A 15,780-nucleotide genomic window follows, 5' to 3' on the forward strand; every position below is an offset into this window, starting at 1 on the left:
GATATTAGCTTAATCTGACGCGGATTAAGTTATTTGCTAAATAGCTTAGGCGTGGAGCGCTACCAGCTAGCGGTCGTAGTCGACGGATACGAACGGTGTGGTCGGGTGCGACTGGCAGGTCAAGATGTAACCGGCGTCCAGCTCGGCCTGGCCGAGGGCGAAGTTGTGGTCCATCTCGACGTTGCCGTCGATCAGCTTGGCCCGGCAGGTTCCGCACGCGCCGCCCATGCAGGCGTACGGTGCATCGTCGCGTACCTGCAGCGCCCCCTCCAAAATCGAGTCACCAGGCACCAGGTCGAATGTCGCCGTCCGCCCGGACAGCGTGAACGTGACGGTCGCCGCCTCGTAGGAATATTCGGGGGCCGGGGAAGTGTCGTAGCCGTAGAACAGCTCGAGGTGAATGTGTTCGGGGTCTACGCAGTGCTCGATCAACGACTCGCGGACCGCGACGGTCATTTCCATTGGGCCGCAGATGAACCACTCGTCGACGCTGTCCGGCTGCAGGCTGCCGGTCAGCCATTTGTTGAGCTTTTCGGTATCGATGCGGCCCCGCAGTTCGGGAGTGTGCAACGGCTCGCTGGACAGTACATGCAGCACCTCGAGGCGGTCGGCGTAGCGCGACTCCAGGCGATCGAGCTCAGCCCGGAACATCGTCGATTCCTTGGTGCGGTTGCCGTAGATCAGCGTGAACCGGCTTTCGGTCTCGATCTCCAGCGTCGTCGCCAGGATGGACAGCACCGGGGTGATCCCGCTGCCGGCTACCAGGCCTACGTAGTGCTTGCGGTTCAGCGGGTGCAGCGGGGTGCCGAACCGACCGGTCGGGGTCATCAGCTCGAGCACGTCGCCGGCCTTGAGTTCGTTGGCCACGAACGTCGAAAACGCGCCCCCGGGAATGTGTTTCACGGCGATCCGCAACTGGGCACGGGTCGCCGGAGCGCAGATCGAGTAGTTGCGCCGAACTCCCCGCCCGCCTTCTTGGCCGACAGAGTCGGTACGCACCGTCACGTGCTGGCCCGGCTCGAAGCGGAACGCGTCCTGCAGCGCTTCGGGTACCGCGAATGTCACCAGTGTGCTGTCGGCGGTGATGGGGTCGACTGAGGCGACCGGGATGCGGTGCAACACCGCGTGAGGGGAGCTGGACCGTGCCGGCATCCGCACCGGTAACAGTTTGGCGAGCCGGCCGTTGAGTTGTTTCCACTCCCGGAACTCGTCCGGATTCAGTTGCTGGCCAAAGACTGTCGAGATTGCCGCATTGCGCTCCAGGTAGGCCTCTTCGTTGCGCTTCCACGTCCGCAGGTACCGGTAGAACGGCACCGACGGGTGCAGGTGGTGCACCAAGTGGTAGTTCTGCGAGAGCAGCACCGGGGTGAACAACCACTCTGCGCCGACGCGGTTGCGGGTCGCCCGGTACCGGTTGCTGCGCTGGGTGTCCTCCAGCCCGTGGTGGGGTAGCCAGTCGAACCACCATGCCAGCAGGGTGAGTCCGATGCGCTGCGGGATCAGGAACACGACCGCAAGGGTCCAGAAGTTCCCGGTGACGACGGCGACAACAATGCCGGTGACGCTCAAGGCGAACATCACCAGCGTCTCGGCGACTTCGGCGACGGGTCGGCTGCGGGCCCGGGGCAGGTAGTACTTGAGGTAGAAGTATTCGACCATCGGCCAGCGCAGCGGCAGCAGCCAGGGCGAACCGTGCGACGCGAACGTGTCCGGGTCCTGCTCGTCGTCGTTGGAGTGCCGGTGGTGCTGGATGTGGATGTAGCCAAATGACGGGAAGGCGACCACCGGCCCGACAAAAAGCCACGCCAGTCTTCCGAACAATCCGTTGACCCAGCGGGTCGAGCTGATCGAGTAGTGCGACGCGTCATGCACGACGGTGAACATGACGAACGTCACCGCGGCGTTGACCGGAATTGTCGCCCAGAACGGCAACCATCCGTTGATGTAGCCGACGGTGGACAGCACGAATGCCGTCAACGCGGCCAGAAAGATCCCGACGGTCGGCACCGCGAGTCTGGGTACCGACTCCCCGGGATCGGGCAGGGCATGGTGTGCGGATGATTCCGGTGCCGCTTGGTCTACGGTGCCGATGGTCGACATAGCTGAAGTAGCGTAGTCGACACGCGTCAACTACTCCACCAGCGCCGATGCACGGGCCGGTGACCTGCCGCTCGGCAGCCGTTCAGTCGGCTACCAACGCCGACGCCGCCCGGAGATGCGCGACGGCGTCGGCCACGATCGTCGCGATCAGTTCCGCGCACGACGGCAGGTCGTCGAGGATGCCCGCAACCTGGCCCGACGCCAGCACCCCGGCATCGGTGTTGCCGTCGACCAGGCCGGCCTTGAGCAGCATCGGGGTGTTGGCCGCCATCACCACCTGCGACCAGGTCAATTCCTTGCCGTGGCGCATGGCCAGGCCGTCGCGGATCATCGACCGCCAGGTCATCTGCGACATCTTCTTGAATTTGGCGGCGTTTCGCACAGCAGCGGTGAAACCCCTTACCCGCGAACCACTTTCCAGCTTCTCGACCAGACCGGTGCGCAGCACCCGGTGCGGCATGCCGTCGACGCGGGTGGTGACGACGGTGCCCTCCAATGCGGCCTGAAGATAACGCTGTTTGACCGCGTCGGGCACGGTGGAATCCGACGTCAGCAGAAACCGGGTGCCCATGGCAACCCCAGCCGCGCCGTACGAAAGTGCTGCAGCGAGCCCGCGTCCGTCGAAGAAACCGCCCGCGGCGATCACCGGGATGCCGGTGCCCTGCACGGCGTCCAGCACCGACGGCAGCAGCAGCGTGGTCGCCACCGGTCCGGTATGGCCGCCGCCCTCGCCGCCCTGCACGATCATCGCATCGGCGCCCCACGCTGCGACCTTGCGGGCGTGTTTGGCCGCACCGATCGACGGGATGACCACTGCGCCGGCCTCTTTCAGCCGCGCGATCAACTCGGGTTTGGGCGCCAGGGCGAACGAGGCGACCTTGACGCCTTCGCGGATCATCAGTTCGACGCGGTCCGGCGCGTCGGCGGCGTCGGCGCGGATGTTGACCCCGAACGGCTTGTCCGTGGCGGCCTTGACTTTGGCGATGGCTGTGGCCAATTCGTCCAGGGTCATGGTGGCCGACGCCAGGATGCCGAGGCCGCCCGCGTTGGCCGTGGCCGACACCAGCCGGGCGCCGGCCACCCAGCCCATGCCGGTCTGCACCACCGGATGCTCGACGCCGACCAGCTCGGTCAGCGGTGTCTTGAGCCGCACTATCGAATCTCTCTATCGCGCAACGCCTTCGGGTCGATGACCTCGCGGATGAGCCGCAGCTCGTCGTCCGTCGGTTGCCGGGTCTCGTTGGCGTCGCCGAGACCGTGCACCTCGAATGAGGTGGCTTCGCGGACCTCGTCGGGCGATACCCCGGGGTGCAGGGACACCGCGCGCATGGTGTGGTCCGGGCCGCCGAAGTCGAACACGCCGAGGTTGGTGACCACTCGGTAGACGTTGACGAACCGGAATGCCGGGTTGCCGGGGTCGACCTTGTCGTAGCCGACGCCGCAGACGATGTCGACGGTGTCGCTGAACACCCGCTTCGAGTGATTGCCGACCCAGTAACTGGTGGCGTGATTGATGGTGTTGCCGGGCGAGCCACGGACACCGAACATCTGACGGGTCGGGTGCTGCAGCGGCCCGAACGCCGAGATGTTCTGGTTGCCATAGCGGTCAACCTGATTGGCACCCATCACCACATGGCGCCGCCCCCAGGCCAGCGTCTCGAAAACCCGGCCGAACGGCATCCAGCCTTCGACGGCTCCGGTCTTGCCTAGCGGCGGGGTATCGGCGAGCAGCTGCGCCTCGCCGTCGGTGAGCAGGATGTCCGGGGAAAAGGTCAGCCGCGCCAGCCGCGCCCCGACCGAGGCCATGGTGGTCATCGGACTGACCATGATTTCGCCTGCGTCCCGGAACAATTCGGCGCAGGCGACCGCGCAGATCTCGGCCCGGGTGCTCATGACGACGCTCCAAACTTCCGTACCGCGGCCTGGTAGTCGTCTTCGCCGCCGGAAAGGTAGGTGGCGACGAACAGCCGCCAGCCGTCCTCCGTCGACGCCGCCTCGGCATAGTGCCGCTGGAACTTCTCGTCTCGCCGGTAATCCGGTGCGGCGGTGGTGAAGTGGGCCCCGCCGGGTGCTTCGACGACCGCGTCGACCATCATCCGGTTGACCAGCAGCGCTTGCGGCGGAACGGCTTTGACCAGCTCCTCGGTGGAGACGATGCGCTCGACCGACAGGAAGCGCTTTTCGGCGGCCATCAGAAAGAGGTCGTCGAAGTAGGGGTCGATGCCGGTGTAGGCCGCATTGCCGTGGCAATCACCGAGATTGAGGTGGGCGAAAGCGGCGTCCAGGCGCAGCGCCGGCATGGCGATGAGGGTTTCGTGTCCGCCGTCCGTCGGGTAGGGACTGGTCACGGTGGCCAACTCGCCCTCCCAGAAGTCCGGGACCGAGCTGCCCAGGCCGGCGCGGATCGGCAGGAACGGCAGCCGCTGCGCGGCCGCCTGCAGCCCGCAGCGCAACATGCCTTCGTCCATTTCCCGGGCCTCGATGGCGCCGCTGGTCCGGGCTTTGGCGAACCAGGGGTCGTAGAACGGCGGCGAGTCCAGCGAGACGAACCCGTAGTAGACCCGCTTGACTTTCCCGGCCGCACAAAGCAGTCCGAGGTCGGGTCCGCCGTAGGTGACCACCGTGAGGTCGGTGACATCGGTGCGCAGCATGGCGCGCACGAAAGCCATCGGTTTGCGCCGAGAACCCCAGCCGGCGATGCCGATGGTCATGCCGCTGCGCAACTGCGCGACGGCGTCGTCGAGCGTGGATCGTTTGTTGGGCACTATGCGCCGCTCTCCCCCGCAAGCGGGTGGTTCCCCCACCTCATCGCAACCCCTTTCATCGTCGCCGGCGGCTATGACTTCTTCACGAACGCGTCGCGGTGCTCGTCGGACACCCCCGCCAGGTTGAGCTCGAAGGTAAAGCCTTGTTCCATGCGGTAACTCGAGTTGACCCGTTGCACGTCGATGAAGTTCAGCGCCTCCTTGGCGGCGCGGATGACCCGGGTGTCCTTGGCGGCGATGTCACGCGCCACCCGCAGGGCCGCCTCGTCGAGTTCGGCGCGGGGCACCACCTCGTGCACTGAGCCGAAGTGATGCAACGTAGCGGCGTCCACGGTGGTGGCGGTGAAGAACAGCCGCCGCATCATGTGCTGCGGCACCAGCCGCGACAGATGGGTGGCGGCACCGAGCGCGCCGCGTTCCACCTCCGGCAACCCGAATCGGGCGTCGTCGGAGGCCACGATGACATCGGAGTTGCCGACCAGGCCGATGCCGCCGCCCACACAGAATCCGTTGACGGCGGCGATCACCGGCACCGCGCATTCGTAGACGGCGCGGAACGCGGCAAAGCAGCCGCGGTTGGCGTCGATCAGCGCCGTGAACCCTTCCGTGCGCTGCATTTCCTTGATGTCGACACCGGCGTTGAAGCCGCGGCCCTCGGCGCGCAGGATCACCGCGTGGGTTTCGGGGTCGGCGCCGGCGGCCGTGACGGCCTCGGCGAGGTCGAACCAGCCGCGTGACGGGATGGCGTTGACGGGCGGGTAGTCGACGGTAACCGCGACTATGCCCGGCTCGAGGGTGGCGGATGTGATTGTCAATTGGCACTTCCTGTCGGGAACCCGGGTACCTGAGCAAGCACTTGCTTGGTACGCTAGCACAGTGACCCGCACCGAAGGAGGCCCTCGGGCTGGAGAAGCCGTCAATCTGGGGCTGGCCGGGCGGGTGGTGTTGGTGACCGGCGGCGTTCGCGGGGTAGGCGCCGGCATCAGCGCGGTCTTCGCCGAACAGGGTGCGACCGTCATTGCCTGCGCACGACGCGTCGTCGAAGGCCTGCCGTATGAGTTCCACGCCTGCGACATTCGCGACGAGGACTCGGTGGACCGGATGATGGGCGCCATCGCCGAACGCCACGGCCGCCTCGACGTGTTGGTCAACAACGCGGGAGGGTCGCCGTACGCCCTGGCGGCCGAGGCCACGCACAACTTTCACCGCAAGATCGTCGAACTCAATGTGCTTGCGCCACTGCTTGTTTCGCAGCAGGCTAACGCGGTGATGCAAAAGCAGGAGCGCGGCGGGTCGATCGTGAACGTCTGCAGTGTCAGCGGTCGCCGTCCCACTCCGGGCACCGCTGCCTACGGGGCGGCCAAGGCAGGTCTCGAAAACCTCACTGCCACACTGGCGGTGGAATGGGCTCCGAAGGTTCGGGTCAACGCGGTGGTGGTTGGCATGGTGGAGACCGAACAGTCCGAGTTGTTCTACGGAGACGCCGAGTCGGTAGCCCGCGTCGCGGCCACCGTGCCATTGGGCCGGCTGGCAACACCCGCCGATGTCGGTTGGGCCGCAGCGTTTTTGACGTCCGATGTGGCTTCGTATATCAGCGGCGCCACGCTGGAGGTGCATGGCGGCGGCGAGCCGCCGCCGTATCTGGGCGCCTCGAGCGCCAACAAGTAACGAGTCAAGGAGCGCAGGGTATGGGTTTGGTGGACGGCCGTGTCGTGATCGTCACCGGAGCGGGCGGCGGTATCGGTCGCGCGCATGCGCTGGCCTTCGCGGCCGAGGGCGCGCGCGTGGTGGTCAACGACATCGGGGTGGGGCTGGACGGCTCGCCCGCGAGCGGCGGCAGCGCGGCGCAGGGCGTGGTGGACGAGATCACCGCGGCCGGTGGCGAAGCCGTCGCCAACGGATCCGACGTGTCCGACTGGAACCAGGCGGCCGGCCTGATCCAGACCGCCGTCGACACCTTCGGCAGCCTGGACGTCCTGGTTAACAACGCCGGCATCGTGCGCGACCGGATGATGGCCAACACCAGCGAGGAGGAGTTCGACGCCGTCATCGCCGTGCACCTCAAGGGCCACTTCGCCACGATGCGGCATGCCGCGTCATATTGGCGGGGGCTATCCAAGGCTGGAAAAGCGGTTGACGCGCGGATCATCAACACCAGTTCCGGCGCGGGCCTGCAGGGCAGCGTCGGGCAGGGCAACTACAGCGCCGCCAAGGCCGGCATCGCGGCGATGACGCTCGTGGGCGCCGCCGAGATGGGCCGCTATGGCGTCACCGTCAACGCCATCGCACCGTCGGCCCGCACTCGGATGACCGAGACGGTCTTTGCCGAGATGATGGCCAAGCCCGACGAGGGATTCGACGCGATGGCGCCGGAGAACATCTCCCCGCTGGTGGTGTGGCTGGGCAGCGCCGAAGCCCGCGACGTCACCGGAAAAGTGTTCGAGGTCGAGGGCGGCATCATCCGGGTCGCCGAGGGCTGGGCGCACGGCCCGCGGGTCGACAAGGGCGCGCGATGGGATCCCGCCGAGTTGGGGCCCGTCGTGGCCGATCTGCTGGCCAAGTCGCGGCCACCGGTTCCGGTTTACGGGGCCTGACTGAGTTTTAGGCGGTACAGCCCGACTACCCGGCTCGCGCTATTTTGCTTCGCATGGATGAACCCGTGGCACGATCGCTCGGCGAGCTGGCTCGCCCCGGCGGCCTCTCGGCCGTCTTTCGCGCCGGCGCCTCCCCGCTGGGCCACCGATGGGAACTCCGCGGGACCGATAACGCCCCGCTGGCCCGCACCGCCCGAGTGCACAGCGGGGGTAAGACGGCTCAGAAATTGTGGAAGCTCGTGACTTTGACCGGCATGGATGTTGGCAATGACATCCACGTCGAGGTCCGCGGAGCGGGTGACGCGGTCTTGGCCCGGATCAGCTCCATCAACGAGAAGCCGGCTCCGGTGACGCTCAGCGATCCCGACCGGCGGCAAATCGCTAAGACTGTCCGCAAGAAGGACGATGTGACGTTATTCGGGTCCGACGACAGCGTCCTCGCCCACCTGGTCTGCGACGGCGACGGGCCCTGGCCAGTGCTCGACAGTGCAGGCGTTGTGCTGGGCCAATTGGTTGGCGGCGAGCCGGGACCGTCGCTGAAGCCGGAGCTACTCGAGTCGTTGTTGTTCCCCCGGGAGGCGATCAATTCCGCGGCGTACAAGCAGAGCCAGCATCTGGGGTTGCGCCGGGTGACGCGGTACACGTTCCTGCCGACGACCGGGAATACGCCGTCGTTGCCGCTGGCGTTGCTTCCGTTGATGGCCGGGCTCACCTACTGAGTTATTCGCAGCTGCACTACCCACGAGACGCCGGAAAATCCTGGCGAAGTCCAGGACGTGCTGCTTTCAACCGCGATACGGTGCGTCTTTACGACGACGCCGCGGGTGCTCGGACACCAGCAGGGATGTCATGACCCATCGGGAGGTGTCAGATGTCAACCTTGATCGCGGTGCCCGAGGTCCTGGACTCGGCCGCAACAGATTTGGCCAGTATCGGTTCGACGCTCAAAGCCGCGGATGTGTCCGCGGCGGCTCATACCACGGGGATCTTGGCGGCGGCGCAGGACGAGGTCTCGGCCGCGGTCGCGGCGTTGTTTTCCCGCCACGCCCAGACTTATCAGGCGGTGAGCGCGCAGGCGGCGGCGTTTCAGCAGCAGTTCGTGCAGGCGCTGGCCGCGGCGGCGGGTGCCTATGCCGGTGCCGAGGCGGCCAACGCTTCACCGTTGGCGCAACTGCTTGCCGCCGTCAATGCGCCGGTTCAGGCGCTGACCGGGCGCCCGCTGATCGGCAACGGAGCCAACGGCGCCCCGGGCACCGGGGCCAACGGGGCGCCGGGCGGGTGGTTGCTCGGTGACGGCGGGGCCGGCGGGTCCGGTGCGCCCGCAACGATCTCCACACCCGGCGGTTCCGGCGGTGCCGGCGGGGCCGCCGGGTTGTTGGGCTCCGGTGGGGCCGGCGGGGCCGGTGGGAGCTCATCGTTTGCCGCTCAGGCCGCCGGGGCGGGCGGCGCCGGCGGGGCCGGCGGGTGGTTGTCGGGCAACGCGGGTGCCGGCGGGGCCGGCGGAGCCGCAACGGCGGCGGGCAAGGCCGGCGCCGGCGGGATCGGCGGGGCCGGCGGCTTGCTGGGTGGCGGCGGTGCCGGCGGTGCCGGTGGAGCGAGCGTTACTGGCACCGCCGGTGCCGGCGGGGCCGGTGGGTCCGGTGGGCTGCTCGCCGGGCTGGTCGGCGCCGGCGGCGGTGCCGGCGGGGTCGGCGGCTACGGCGAAGTCGCCGGGGGTGCCGGAGGGCACGGCGGCAATGCCGGCCTGCTCGCCGGGCCCGGGGGTGCCGGCGGTGCCGCCGGGGGCAGCCTCAAAGCCGGCACCGGCGCGATTGGCGGGGACGGCGGCAGCGCCGGCTTCCTGTTCGGCAGCGGCGGGGCCGGTGGGGACGGCGGATTCAGCGGTATCGGCGACGGCGGGACCGGCGGCCGCGGCGGCAATGCCGGCCTGCTGTTTTCCAGCGCCGGATCAGGCGGAGCCGGCGGCTTCAGCGGTGGTGGCATCGGCGGTGCCGGCGGGGCCGGCGGGGTCGGTGGACTGCTGGGTTGCGGCGGCATCGGCGGTGCCGGCGGCTACGGCAGCAGCACCGGCGGTCATGGCGGGGACGGCGGCACCGCCGGCCGGCTGATAGGTATCGGCGGCGCGGGCGGGGCCGGTGGCGAAGGCGGAACGACCGGTGGCGACGGCGGAGCCGGCGGCAACGCCGTGCTGGTCGGCAACGGCGGCAACGGCGGCAACGGCGGGACCGGCCCAACCTTTGGCGGCAACGGCACCGGCGGCCCCGCCGGACTGCTGTTGGGCGCAAACGGGACCAACGGCCCAAATCCCGCCACGCCACTGCCGCCCCTGCGACAGGCCGTGCTCGATGCGATCAACGCGCCCGCCGAGGCGCTGACCGGGCGTCCGCTGATCGGCAACGGCGTCAACGGGGCCCCCGGCACCGGAACCACCGGCGCACCCGGCGGGTGGTTGCTCGGTGACGGCGGATCCGGCGGGTCCGGGGCGGCCGACATTGGCCAAGACGGCGGCGCCGGCGGGGCCGGCGGGCTGTTGGGCTCCGGGGGTGCCGGAGGAGCAGGCGGGAGTTCCTCGACGGGTAACGGCGGGGCGGGCGGGACCGGTGGAGCCGGCGGATGGCTCTCGGGCAATGCCGGCGTCGGCGGGGCCGGCGGACCCGCAACCGGATTCGGGCCCACCAAGGTCGGCGGCACGGGCGGAAGCGGCGGTGTCGGCGGGCTGTTGGGCTCCGGTGGGGCCGGTGGGGCCGGTGGATTCGGCCTGCTCGGCACCGGAGGCGCCGGGGGGACGGGCGGGGCCGCCGGATCGCTTGCCGGATTGGTCGGCGCCGGCGGCGGTAACGGCGGGAACGGCGCGTTCGGCCACGCCAACGGGGGTGCCGGTGGAGCCGGCGGCAACGCCGGCCTGATCGGCGGGCCCGGCGGGGCCGGTGGCGTCGCCGGGGTTGGCGCCATCAACGGCGGTCACGGCGGCGATGCCGGCAACGCCGGCCTGCTGTTCGGCAGCGGCGGGCTCGGTGGTACCGGCGGAGTCGGCGTGGGCGGCAAGGGCGGGGCCGGAGGTAACGGCGGCGATGCGGGTCTGCTGTTCTCCAGCGCCGGGCCCGGCGGGGCCGGCGGCTTCGGCGGTTCGACCGGGGGAGCCGGGGGCAGCGGCGGCGACGCCGGCCAACTCGGCTGCGGCGGGATCGGCGGGGCCGGTGGGTTCGGCACTATCACGGGCGGGACCGGCGGGACCGGCGGGACCGGCGGGCGGCTGGTGGGAGTCGGTGGGGCCGGCGGCGCCGGGGGTGACAGCACCACGACCGGCGGTGACGGCGGCGACGGCGGCAACGCCGTGCTGATCGGGAACGGCGGCAACGGCGGCAACGCCGGGACGGGCCCGACCACCGGCGCCGTGGGGACGGGCGGTACCGGCGGGAACCTCTTGGGTGTCAACGGTTTTGACGGGTTGGCGTAGCCGCCGGTTGGCCGCCGGTTGGCCGCCGGCGGCGGGCTGTCCGGGCACCCAATCGCCGAGCGTGCACTGGTCGCGAATTTCCTTTCGACTTTTCGCACTGGCTGCACGCTGGATGAGCCGTTCGCACGCCAGTCGCCACGCGTTGAGTACGAATTCAGCGGCGATCGGAGCTGACGCCCGGGGTTGGTCGACCCGCCGGGCAAGCTCGCCGACGCTACGGTTCGCAGACCACGATCGGGATGGTCCGGTCGGTCCAGGACTGGTAGTCCTCGTAAGTCGGGTACATGTCGACCAATCGCTGCCAGTACTTGGCGCGCTCCTCGTCGGTGGCGTCGCGCGCGGTCAGATTGAGGGCTTCCTTTTTGATCTGTACCTGAACTTTGGGGTTGGCTTTGAGGTTCAGATACCACATGGGGTTCTTAGCGGCGCCGCCCTTGGAGGCGGCGACAATCACCCGCTGGCCATCGCGTAAGAAGTACAACGGGCTGACCCGCGGCTGGCTGGTCTTGCGGCCCGTGGTGGTCAACAAGGCGACCGGAATCTTCTGGAACGTGCCGCCGAGACCCTCGCCGCCGTTGCGGCGGTACATCCACGTGTTGAGACGCGACATCCACTTGATCAGAACGTCCGTGAACGGCGAATTCAGATACCTAGGCGGTGACTTCGGCATGACGACATCCTAAGCGCGCTACCGCTGAACGAATGGCCGCAAGCTGGCCCTGATGTGATGGATCAACCCGTCCTCGGCGGGTATCAAAAACGTCTCGTCCACGCGTGACGCGATCCGCCGCCCGGCGAATGCGACCTTGGTCAACACGTCGTAACGCGCACGCACTTCGTCGCCGGTGATGGTGTATTCCGGGTGAGTTGTGGCCGCGATGACGCGGAATTGGGGACCTCGGTTGAGGCTGCGCCGCAGGTGACTACCGGAAAACCCGGTCTTGACGCCCTGCTCGACCCGGGTGCAGCCGGGTGCGAACGGCACCTTGTCGGCATCATGGCTGACCAGAGCGTCGATGTAGGCCTGCGCCGCGGCGATGCGGTCTTCGTCGGAGGCCGCCATCAGATTCGTTCGATGATGGTCCCGGTGGCCAGGGCACCGCCGGCGCACATGGTGATCAGCGCGGTGCTTTGGTCCGTCCGCTCGAGCTCGTGCAATGCAGTGGTGATCAGCCGGCTGCCGGTGCACCCCACCGGATGGCCCAAGGCGATCGCGCCGCCGTTGACGTTGACCCGGTCCATGTCCGGCTCATGGACCCGCGCCCAGGACAGCACCACGGAGGCGAAAGCCTCGTTGATCTCGGTGATGTCGATGTCGCCCATCTTCATGCCGGCCTTTTCGAGCACCTTCGCCGTCGACTGCACCGGACCATCCAGGTGGTAGTAGGGCTCGGCGCCGACGAGGGCCTGGCTGACGATCCGGGCGCGCGGCTTCAAGCCGAGTGCCTTGGCTTTGTCTTCGTCCATCCATAACACCGCGGCCGCGCCGTCGGAGATCTGCGATGACGTGCCCGCGGTGTGAATGCCGCCCTCCAGCATCGGCTTCAGCTGGCTCAGCCCCTCCATGGTGGTCTCCCGCAGACCCTGGTCGCGGCCGACCATATGGCGCTCGCTGGTGGGTTGCTTTTGCTCGTCGAGCACCGGCGCCTCGATGGGCGAGATTTCCCGGTCGAAGCGGCCCTCGTCCCAGGCGCGCTTGGCGCGTAGCTGCGACTCGAACCCGAAGGCGTCGATGTCCTCGCGGGTGATGCCGCGGCGCTTGGCGATTCGCTCGGCGGCCTCGAACTGGTTGGGCATGTCGATGTCCCATGACTCCGCCCGCCAGTTGCGGTCCGGCCCCGCGTTGGCGCCCAGGCCGACCCGGCTCATCGCCTCGATTCCGCAGGCGATGCCGACGTCGATCGCGCCGACTGCGATCAGTCCGGCGATCAGGTGATTGGCCTGCTGCCCGCTGCCGCACTGGCAGTCGACAGTGGTGGCGCCGACGTGGTCGGGCAACCCCACGGTCAGCCACGCGGTGCGGCTGATGTTGTTGGACTGCTCCGCGAATTGGGTCACGCAGCCGCCGATGACCTGTTCGACATCTCCGGCTTGAATGCCGGCCTTGTGCACCAGTGCCTTCTGCACCGCTCCCAGCAGCTCGGTGGCGTGCAGACCTGACAGCCACCCATTTCGCTTGCCGATCGGACTGCGCGTGGCCTCGACGATTACCGGGTTACCCATGGAGCCAGGCTAGAACACGTTTCATTACTCTGACAAGCGACGATGCCTTGTAGCCTTTTGTATGCGGTGAAGGCATGTTTTACTGGCAAGAGAGTATCACTAGGACGACTAGTGTCCGTTGGCTCGCCTGGCGCAAACTTGGTCAGCGAAGACTGCAGTTAGGAGAAGTACCGTGCCTTGCCCCAATCTTCCTCCCGGGTTCGATTTCACCGACCCTGACATCTACGCCGAGCGGCTTCCGGTCGCCGAGTTCGCCGAATTGCGGGCGTCCGCGCCGATCTGGTGGAACGAGCAGGCACCGGGGCACGGCGGCGGCTACCACGACGGCGGCTTCTGGGCGATCACCAAGCTCAAGGACGTCAAGGAGGTGTCGCGGCGCAGCGACGTGTTCTCCAGCTGGGAGAACACCGTGATTCCGCGATTCCACAATGACATCGCCCGCGAGGACATCGAGGTGCAGCGGTTCGTCATGCTCAACCAGGACGCGCCCCACCACACCCGGCTGCGCAAGATCATCTCGCGCGGGTTCACGCCGAGGGCCATCGGACGCCTGGAGGCCGAACTCAGCGAACGTGCCCACAAGATTGCCAAAGCGGCCGCAGCCGAGGGTTCGGGCGACTTCGTCGAGCAGGTGTCGTGTGAGCTGCCGCTGCAGGCGATCGCGGGTCTGCTGGGTGTGCCGCAGGAGGATCGCGGGAAGCTGTTCCACTGGTCGAACGAGATGACCGGCACCGAAGACCCGGAATTCGCGCATGTCGACCCGAAAGCGTCCTCGGTGGAGTTGATCAGCTATGCGATGAAGATGGCCGAGGACAAGGCCAAGAAGCCGGGCGACGACATCGTGACGCAGCTGATCGAGGCCGACATCGATGGCGAAAAGCTCTCCGACGACGAGTTCGGCTTCTTCGTGGTGATGCTCGCGGTGGCCGGCAACGAGACCAGTCGCAATTCCATCACCCAGGGCATGATGGCGTTCGCGGACCACCCCGATCAGTGGGAGCTGTACAAGAACGAGCGTCCGGAGACCGCCGCCGACGAGATCGTCCGCTGGGCCACTCCGGTCACCTGTTTCCAGCGGACCGCGCGGCAGGACTACGAGTTGTCCGGGGTGCAGATCAAGAAGGGCCAGCGGGTGGTGATGTTCTACCGCTCGGCGAACTTCGACGAAGAGGTCTTCGAAGACCCCTACACGTTCAACATCTTGCGCAATCCCAACCCGCATGTGGGCTTCGGCGGCACCGGCGAGCATTACTGCATCGGAGCCAACTTGGCCCGGCTGACCATCAACCTGATGTTCAACGCCATCGCCGACCATATGCCGGACCTCAAGCCGATCGCGGCGCCGGAGCGGCTGCGGTCGGGCTGGCTCAACGGCATCAAGCACTGGCAGGTCGACTACGCCGGCAAGTGCCCGGTAGCCGCCAGTACGCCCAGTGCGGTGGCGGGCGGTGTCCCGAGCCGCGCGGCGCGGTGATGGACTTCGATCTCACTGCGGAACAGCAGGCGGTGGCCGACGTGGTCACGTCGGTGCTGCAGCGGGATACCTCCTGGGCTGCGCTGGTCGACGGGGGCGTGACGGCGTTGCCGGTGCCGGAACGGCTCGGTGGCGACGGCGTGGGCCTGCTCGAGGTCGGGACCGTGCTGACCGAAGTCGGGCGGCGCGCTGCCATTACCCCGGCATTGGCGACCCTGGGCCTGGGTGTGGTGCCGTTGCTCGATCTGGCCTCCGATGAGCAGCAGGACCGTTACCTGGCCGGGGTCCCCGAGGGGTCGGTGCTGACCGCGGCGCTCAACGAGCCGGGCGCACCATTGCCCGACCGGCCGTCCACTAGCTTTGCCGGAAGTAGGTTGTCGGGCACCAAGATTGGTGTGGGATATGCCGAGCAAGCGGACTGGATGGTCGTTACCGCCGACAATGCGGTCGTGGTGGTGTCACCGAAAGCCGAAGGCGTGCAGCTGGTGCGCACGCCGACGTCGAACGGTTCGGACGAGTACTCGGTGACGTTCAGCGACGTGGTGGTTGCCGACGCCGACGTTCTCGCGGGTGCGACGGCGCACCGGGTCAATCAGCTGGCTTTGGCGATGGTGGGTGCGTACGCCGACGGGCTGGTGGCCGGGGCGTTGCGGTTGACCGCTGACTACGTGGCCAACCGGAAGCAGTTCGGCAAACCGCTGTCTACTTTCCAGACCGTGGCAGCGCAGCTCGCCGAGGTCTACATCGCTTCGCGCACCATCGATTTGGCGGCAAAGTCGGTGATCTGGCGACTGTCTGAAGGTCGTGACGCTGATGACGACCTCGGTGTGCTGGGGTACTGGTTGACATCGCAGGCGCCGCCGGTGATGCAGATCTGTCATCACCTGCACGGGGGTATGGGAATGGATATCACCTATCCGATGCACCGGTATTACTCCACGATCAAAGACCTGACCCGGTTGCTGGGAGGGCCGTCGCACCGTCTTGAGCTGGTGGCGATCGCAAGCGCGGCGAAGCCGGGCGCGGCGGGTCGCCACGCAGACGACCCCGTGGCGATCGCAAGCGCGGCGCAGCCGGGTGCGGCGGGTCGCCACGCAGACGACCCCGTGGCGATCGCAAGCGCGGCGAAGCCGGGCGCGGCGGGTCGCCACGCAGACGACCCCGTGG

At 68.0% G+C, this 15,780-nt stretch carries 13 protein-coding genes and 2 pseudogenes; 7 read left to right on the plus strand and 8 right to left on the minus strand.

Annotation, left to right across the window (positions count from 1 at the left end; all coding sequences use genetic code 11):
• Positions 1 to 66: 66 nt before the first annotated feature.
• The 5 genes from AWC07_RS11395 to echA20 all read right to left on the minus strand — a co-directional run bounded on the left by AWC07_RS11395 (position 67) and on the right by echA20 (position 5,680).
• Entirely contained in the window at positions 67 to 2,100 is a 2,034-nt protein-coding gene (locus tag AWC07_RS11395) for a fatty acid desaturase (protein WP_085105073.1), read from the minus strand.
• Positions 2,101 to 2,182: 82 nt separating this feature from the next.
• A complete protein-coding gene (gene ipdC / locus AWC07_RS11400) occupies positions 2,183 to 3,253 on the minus strand; it encodes a (3aS,4S,5R,7aS)-5-hydroxy-7a-methyl-1-oxo-octahydro-1H-indene-4-carboxyl-CoA dehydrogenase (protein ID WP_139829648.1) in 1,071 nt (356 codons plus the stop codon).
• Entirely contained in the window at positions 3,253 to 3,993 is a 741-nt protein-coding gene (gene ipdB, locus AWC07_RS11405) for a cholesterol ring-cleaving hydrolase subunit IpdB (RefSeq protein ID WP_036417235.1), read from the minus strand. Before ipdB ends, ipdC begins: the two co-directional genes overlap by 1 nt.
• A complete protein-coding gene (gene ipdA, locus AWC07_RS11410; RefSeq protein WP_036406206.1) occupies positions 3,990 to 4,865 on the minus strand; it encodes a cholesterol ring-cleaving hydrolase subunit IpdA in 876 nt (291 codons plus the stop codon). Before ipdA ends, ipdB begins: the two co-directional genes overlap by 4 nt.
• 71 nt (positions 4,866 to 4,936) lie before the next feature.
• Positions 4,937 to 5,680: a (7aS)-7a-methyl-1,5-dioxo-2,3,5,6,7,7a-hexahydro-1H-indene-carboxyl-CoA hydrolase gene (gene echA20, locus AWC07_RS11415; protein WP_036406203.1), complete on the minus strand. Its 744-nt coding sequence runs from the start codon at positions 5,678 to 5,680 to the stop codon at positions 4,937 to 4,939.
• 61 nt (positions 5,681 to 5,741) lie between these two features.
• Between echA20 and AWC07_RS11420 the strand changes: the two genes are divergently transcribed.
• From AWC07_RS11420 to AWC07_RS11435, 4 genes are all read left to right on the plus strand, one after another.
• Complete coding sequence (locus AWC07_RS11420; protein WP_244187568.1) at positions 5,742 to 6,533, plus strand: SDR family oxidoreductase; 792 nt, start codon at positions 5,742 to 5,744, stop codon at positions 6,531 to 6,533.
• A gap of 20 nt (positions 6,534 to 6,553) precedes the next feature.
• Positions 6,554 to 7,459 (plus strand): SDR family oxidoreductase, encoded by a 906-nt coding sequence (locus tag AWC07_RS11425; RefSeq protein WP_036406200.1) that lies wholly within the window; start codon positions 6,554 to 6,556, stop codon positions 7,457 to 7,459.
• Between the two features lie 53 nt (positions 7,460 to 7,512).
• Positions 7,513 to 8,178 (plus strand): hypothetical protein, encoded by a 666-nt coding sequence (locus tag AWC07_RS11430; protein ID WP_036406196.1) that lies wholly within the window; start codon positions 7,513 to 7,515, stop codon positions 8,176 to 8,178.
• A gap of 152 nt (positions 8,179 to 8,330) precedes the next feature.
• Entirely contained in the window at positions 8,331 to 10,916 is a 2,586-nt protein-coding gene (locus tag AWC07_RS11435; RefSeq protein WP_085105074.1) for a PE family protein, read from the plus strand.
• 214 nt (positions 10,917 to 11,130) lie between these two features.
• Here the strand turns inward: AWC07_RS11435 and AWC07_RS11440 are convergent, their stop codons facing one another.
• From AWC07_RS11440 to AWC07_RS11450, 3 genes are read right to left on the minus strand one after another with little or no spacing between them, the layout of a single operon-like run.
• Positions 11,131 to 11,586, minus strand: a complete 456-nt coding sequence (locus tag AWC07_RS11440) for a nitroreductase family deazaflavin-dependent oxidoreductase (protein ID WP_036406194.1) — start codon at positions 11,584 to 11,586, stop codon at positions 11,131 to 11,133.
• A gap of 18 nt (positions 11,587 to 11,604) precedes the next feature.
• On the minus strand, positions 11,605 to 11,979 hold the full coding sequence (locus AWC07_RS11445) for a DUF8021 domain-containing protein (protein WP_036406191.1): 375 nt from the start codon (positions 11,977 to 11,979) through the stop codon (positions 11,605 to 11,607).
• Positions 11,979 to 13,139, minus strand: a complete 1,161-nt coding sequence (locus AWC07_RS11450; RefSeq protein ID WP_036406189.1) for a steroid 3-ketoacyl-CoA thiolase — start codon at positions 13,137 to 13,139, stop codon at positions 11,979 to 11,981. Before AWC07_RS11450 ends, AWC07_RS11445 begins: the two co-directional genes overlap by 1 nt.
• A 172-nt stretch (positions 13,140 to 13,311) precedes the next feature.
• Between AWC07_RS11450 and AWC07_RS11455 the strand changes: the two genes are divergently transcribed.
• The 3 genes and pseudogenes from AWC07_RS11455 to AWC07_RS29795 all read left to right on the plus strand — a co-directional run.
• Positions 13,312 to 14,613 carry a cytochrome P450 gene (locus tag AWC07_RS11455; protein ID WP_051490720.1) on the plus strand — a complete coding sequence of 434 codons (1,302 nt, stop codon included), beginning with the start codon at positions 13,312 to 13,314 and terminating at the stop codon, positions 14,611 to 14,613.
• Positions 14,613 to 15,608 (plus strand): annotated as a pseudogene (locus AWC07_RS11460) (acyl-CoA dehydrogenase family protein); the annotation flags it as partial. The gene AWC07_RS11455 and the pseudogene AWC07_RS11460, both read left to right, overlap by 1 nt.
• Positions 15,606 to 15,722: pseudogene (locus AWC07_RS29795) on the plus strand (2-isopropylmalate synthase); the annotation flags it as partial. The pseudogenes AWC07_RS11460 and AWC07_RS29795, both read left to right, overlap by 3 nt.
• Positions 15,723 to 15,780: the final 58 nt, after the last annotated feature.

This window comes from Mycobacterium gastri, assembly GCF_002102175.1.
Lineage (GTDB): Bacteria > Actinomycetota > Actinomycetes > Mycobacteriales > Mycobacteriaceae > Mycobacterium > Mycobacterium gastri.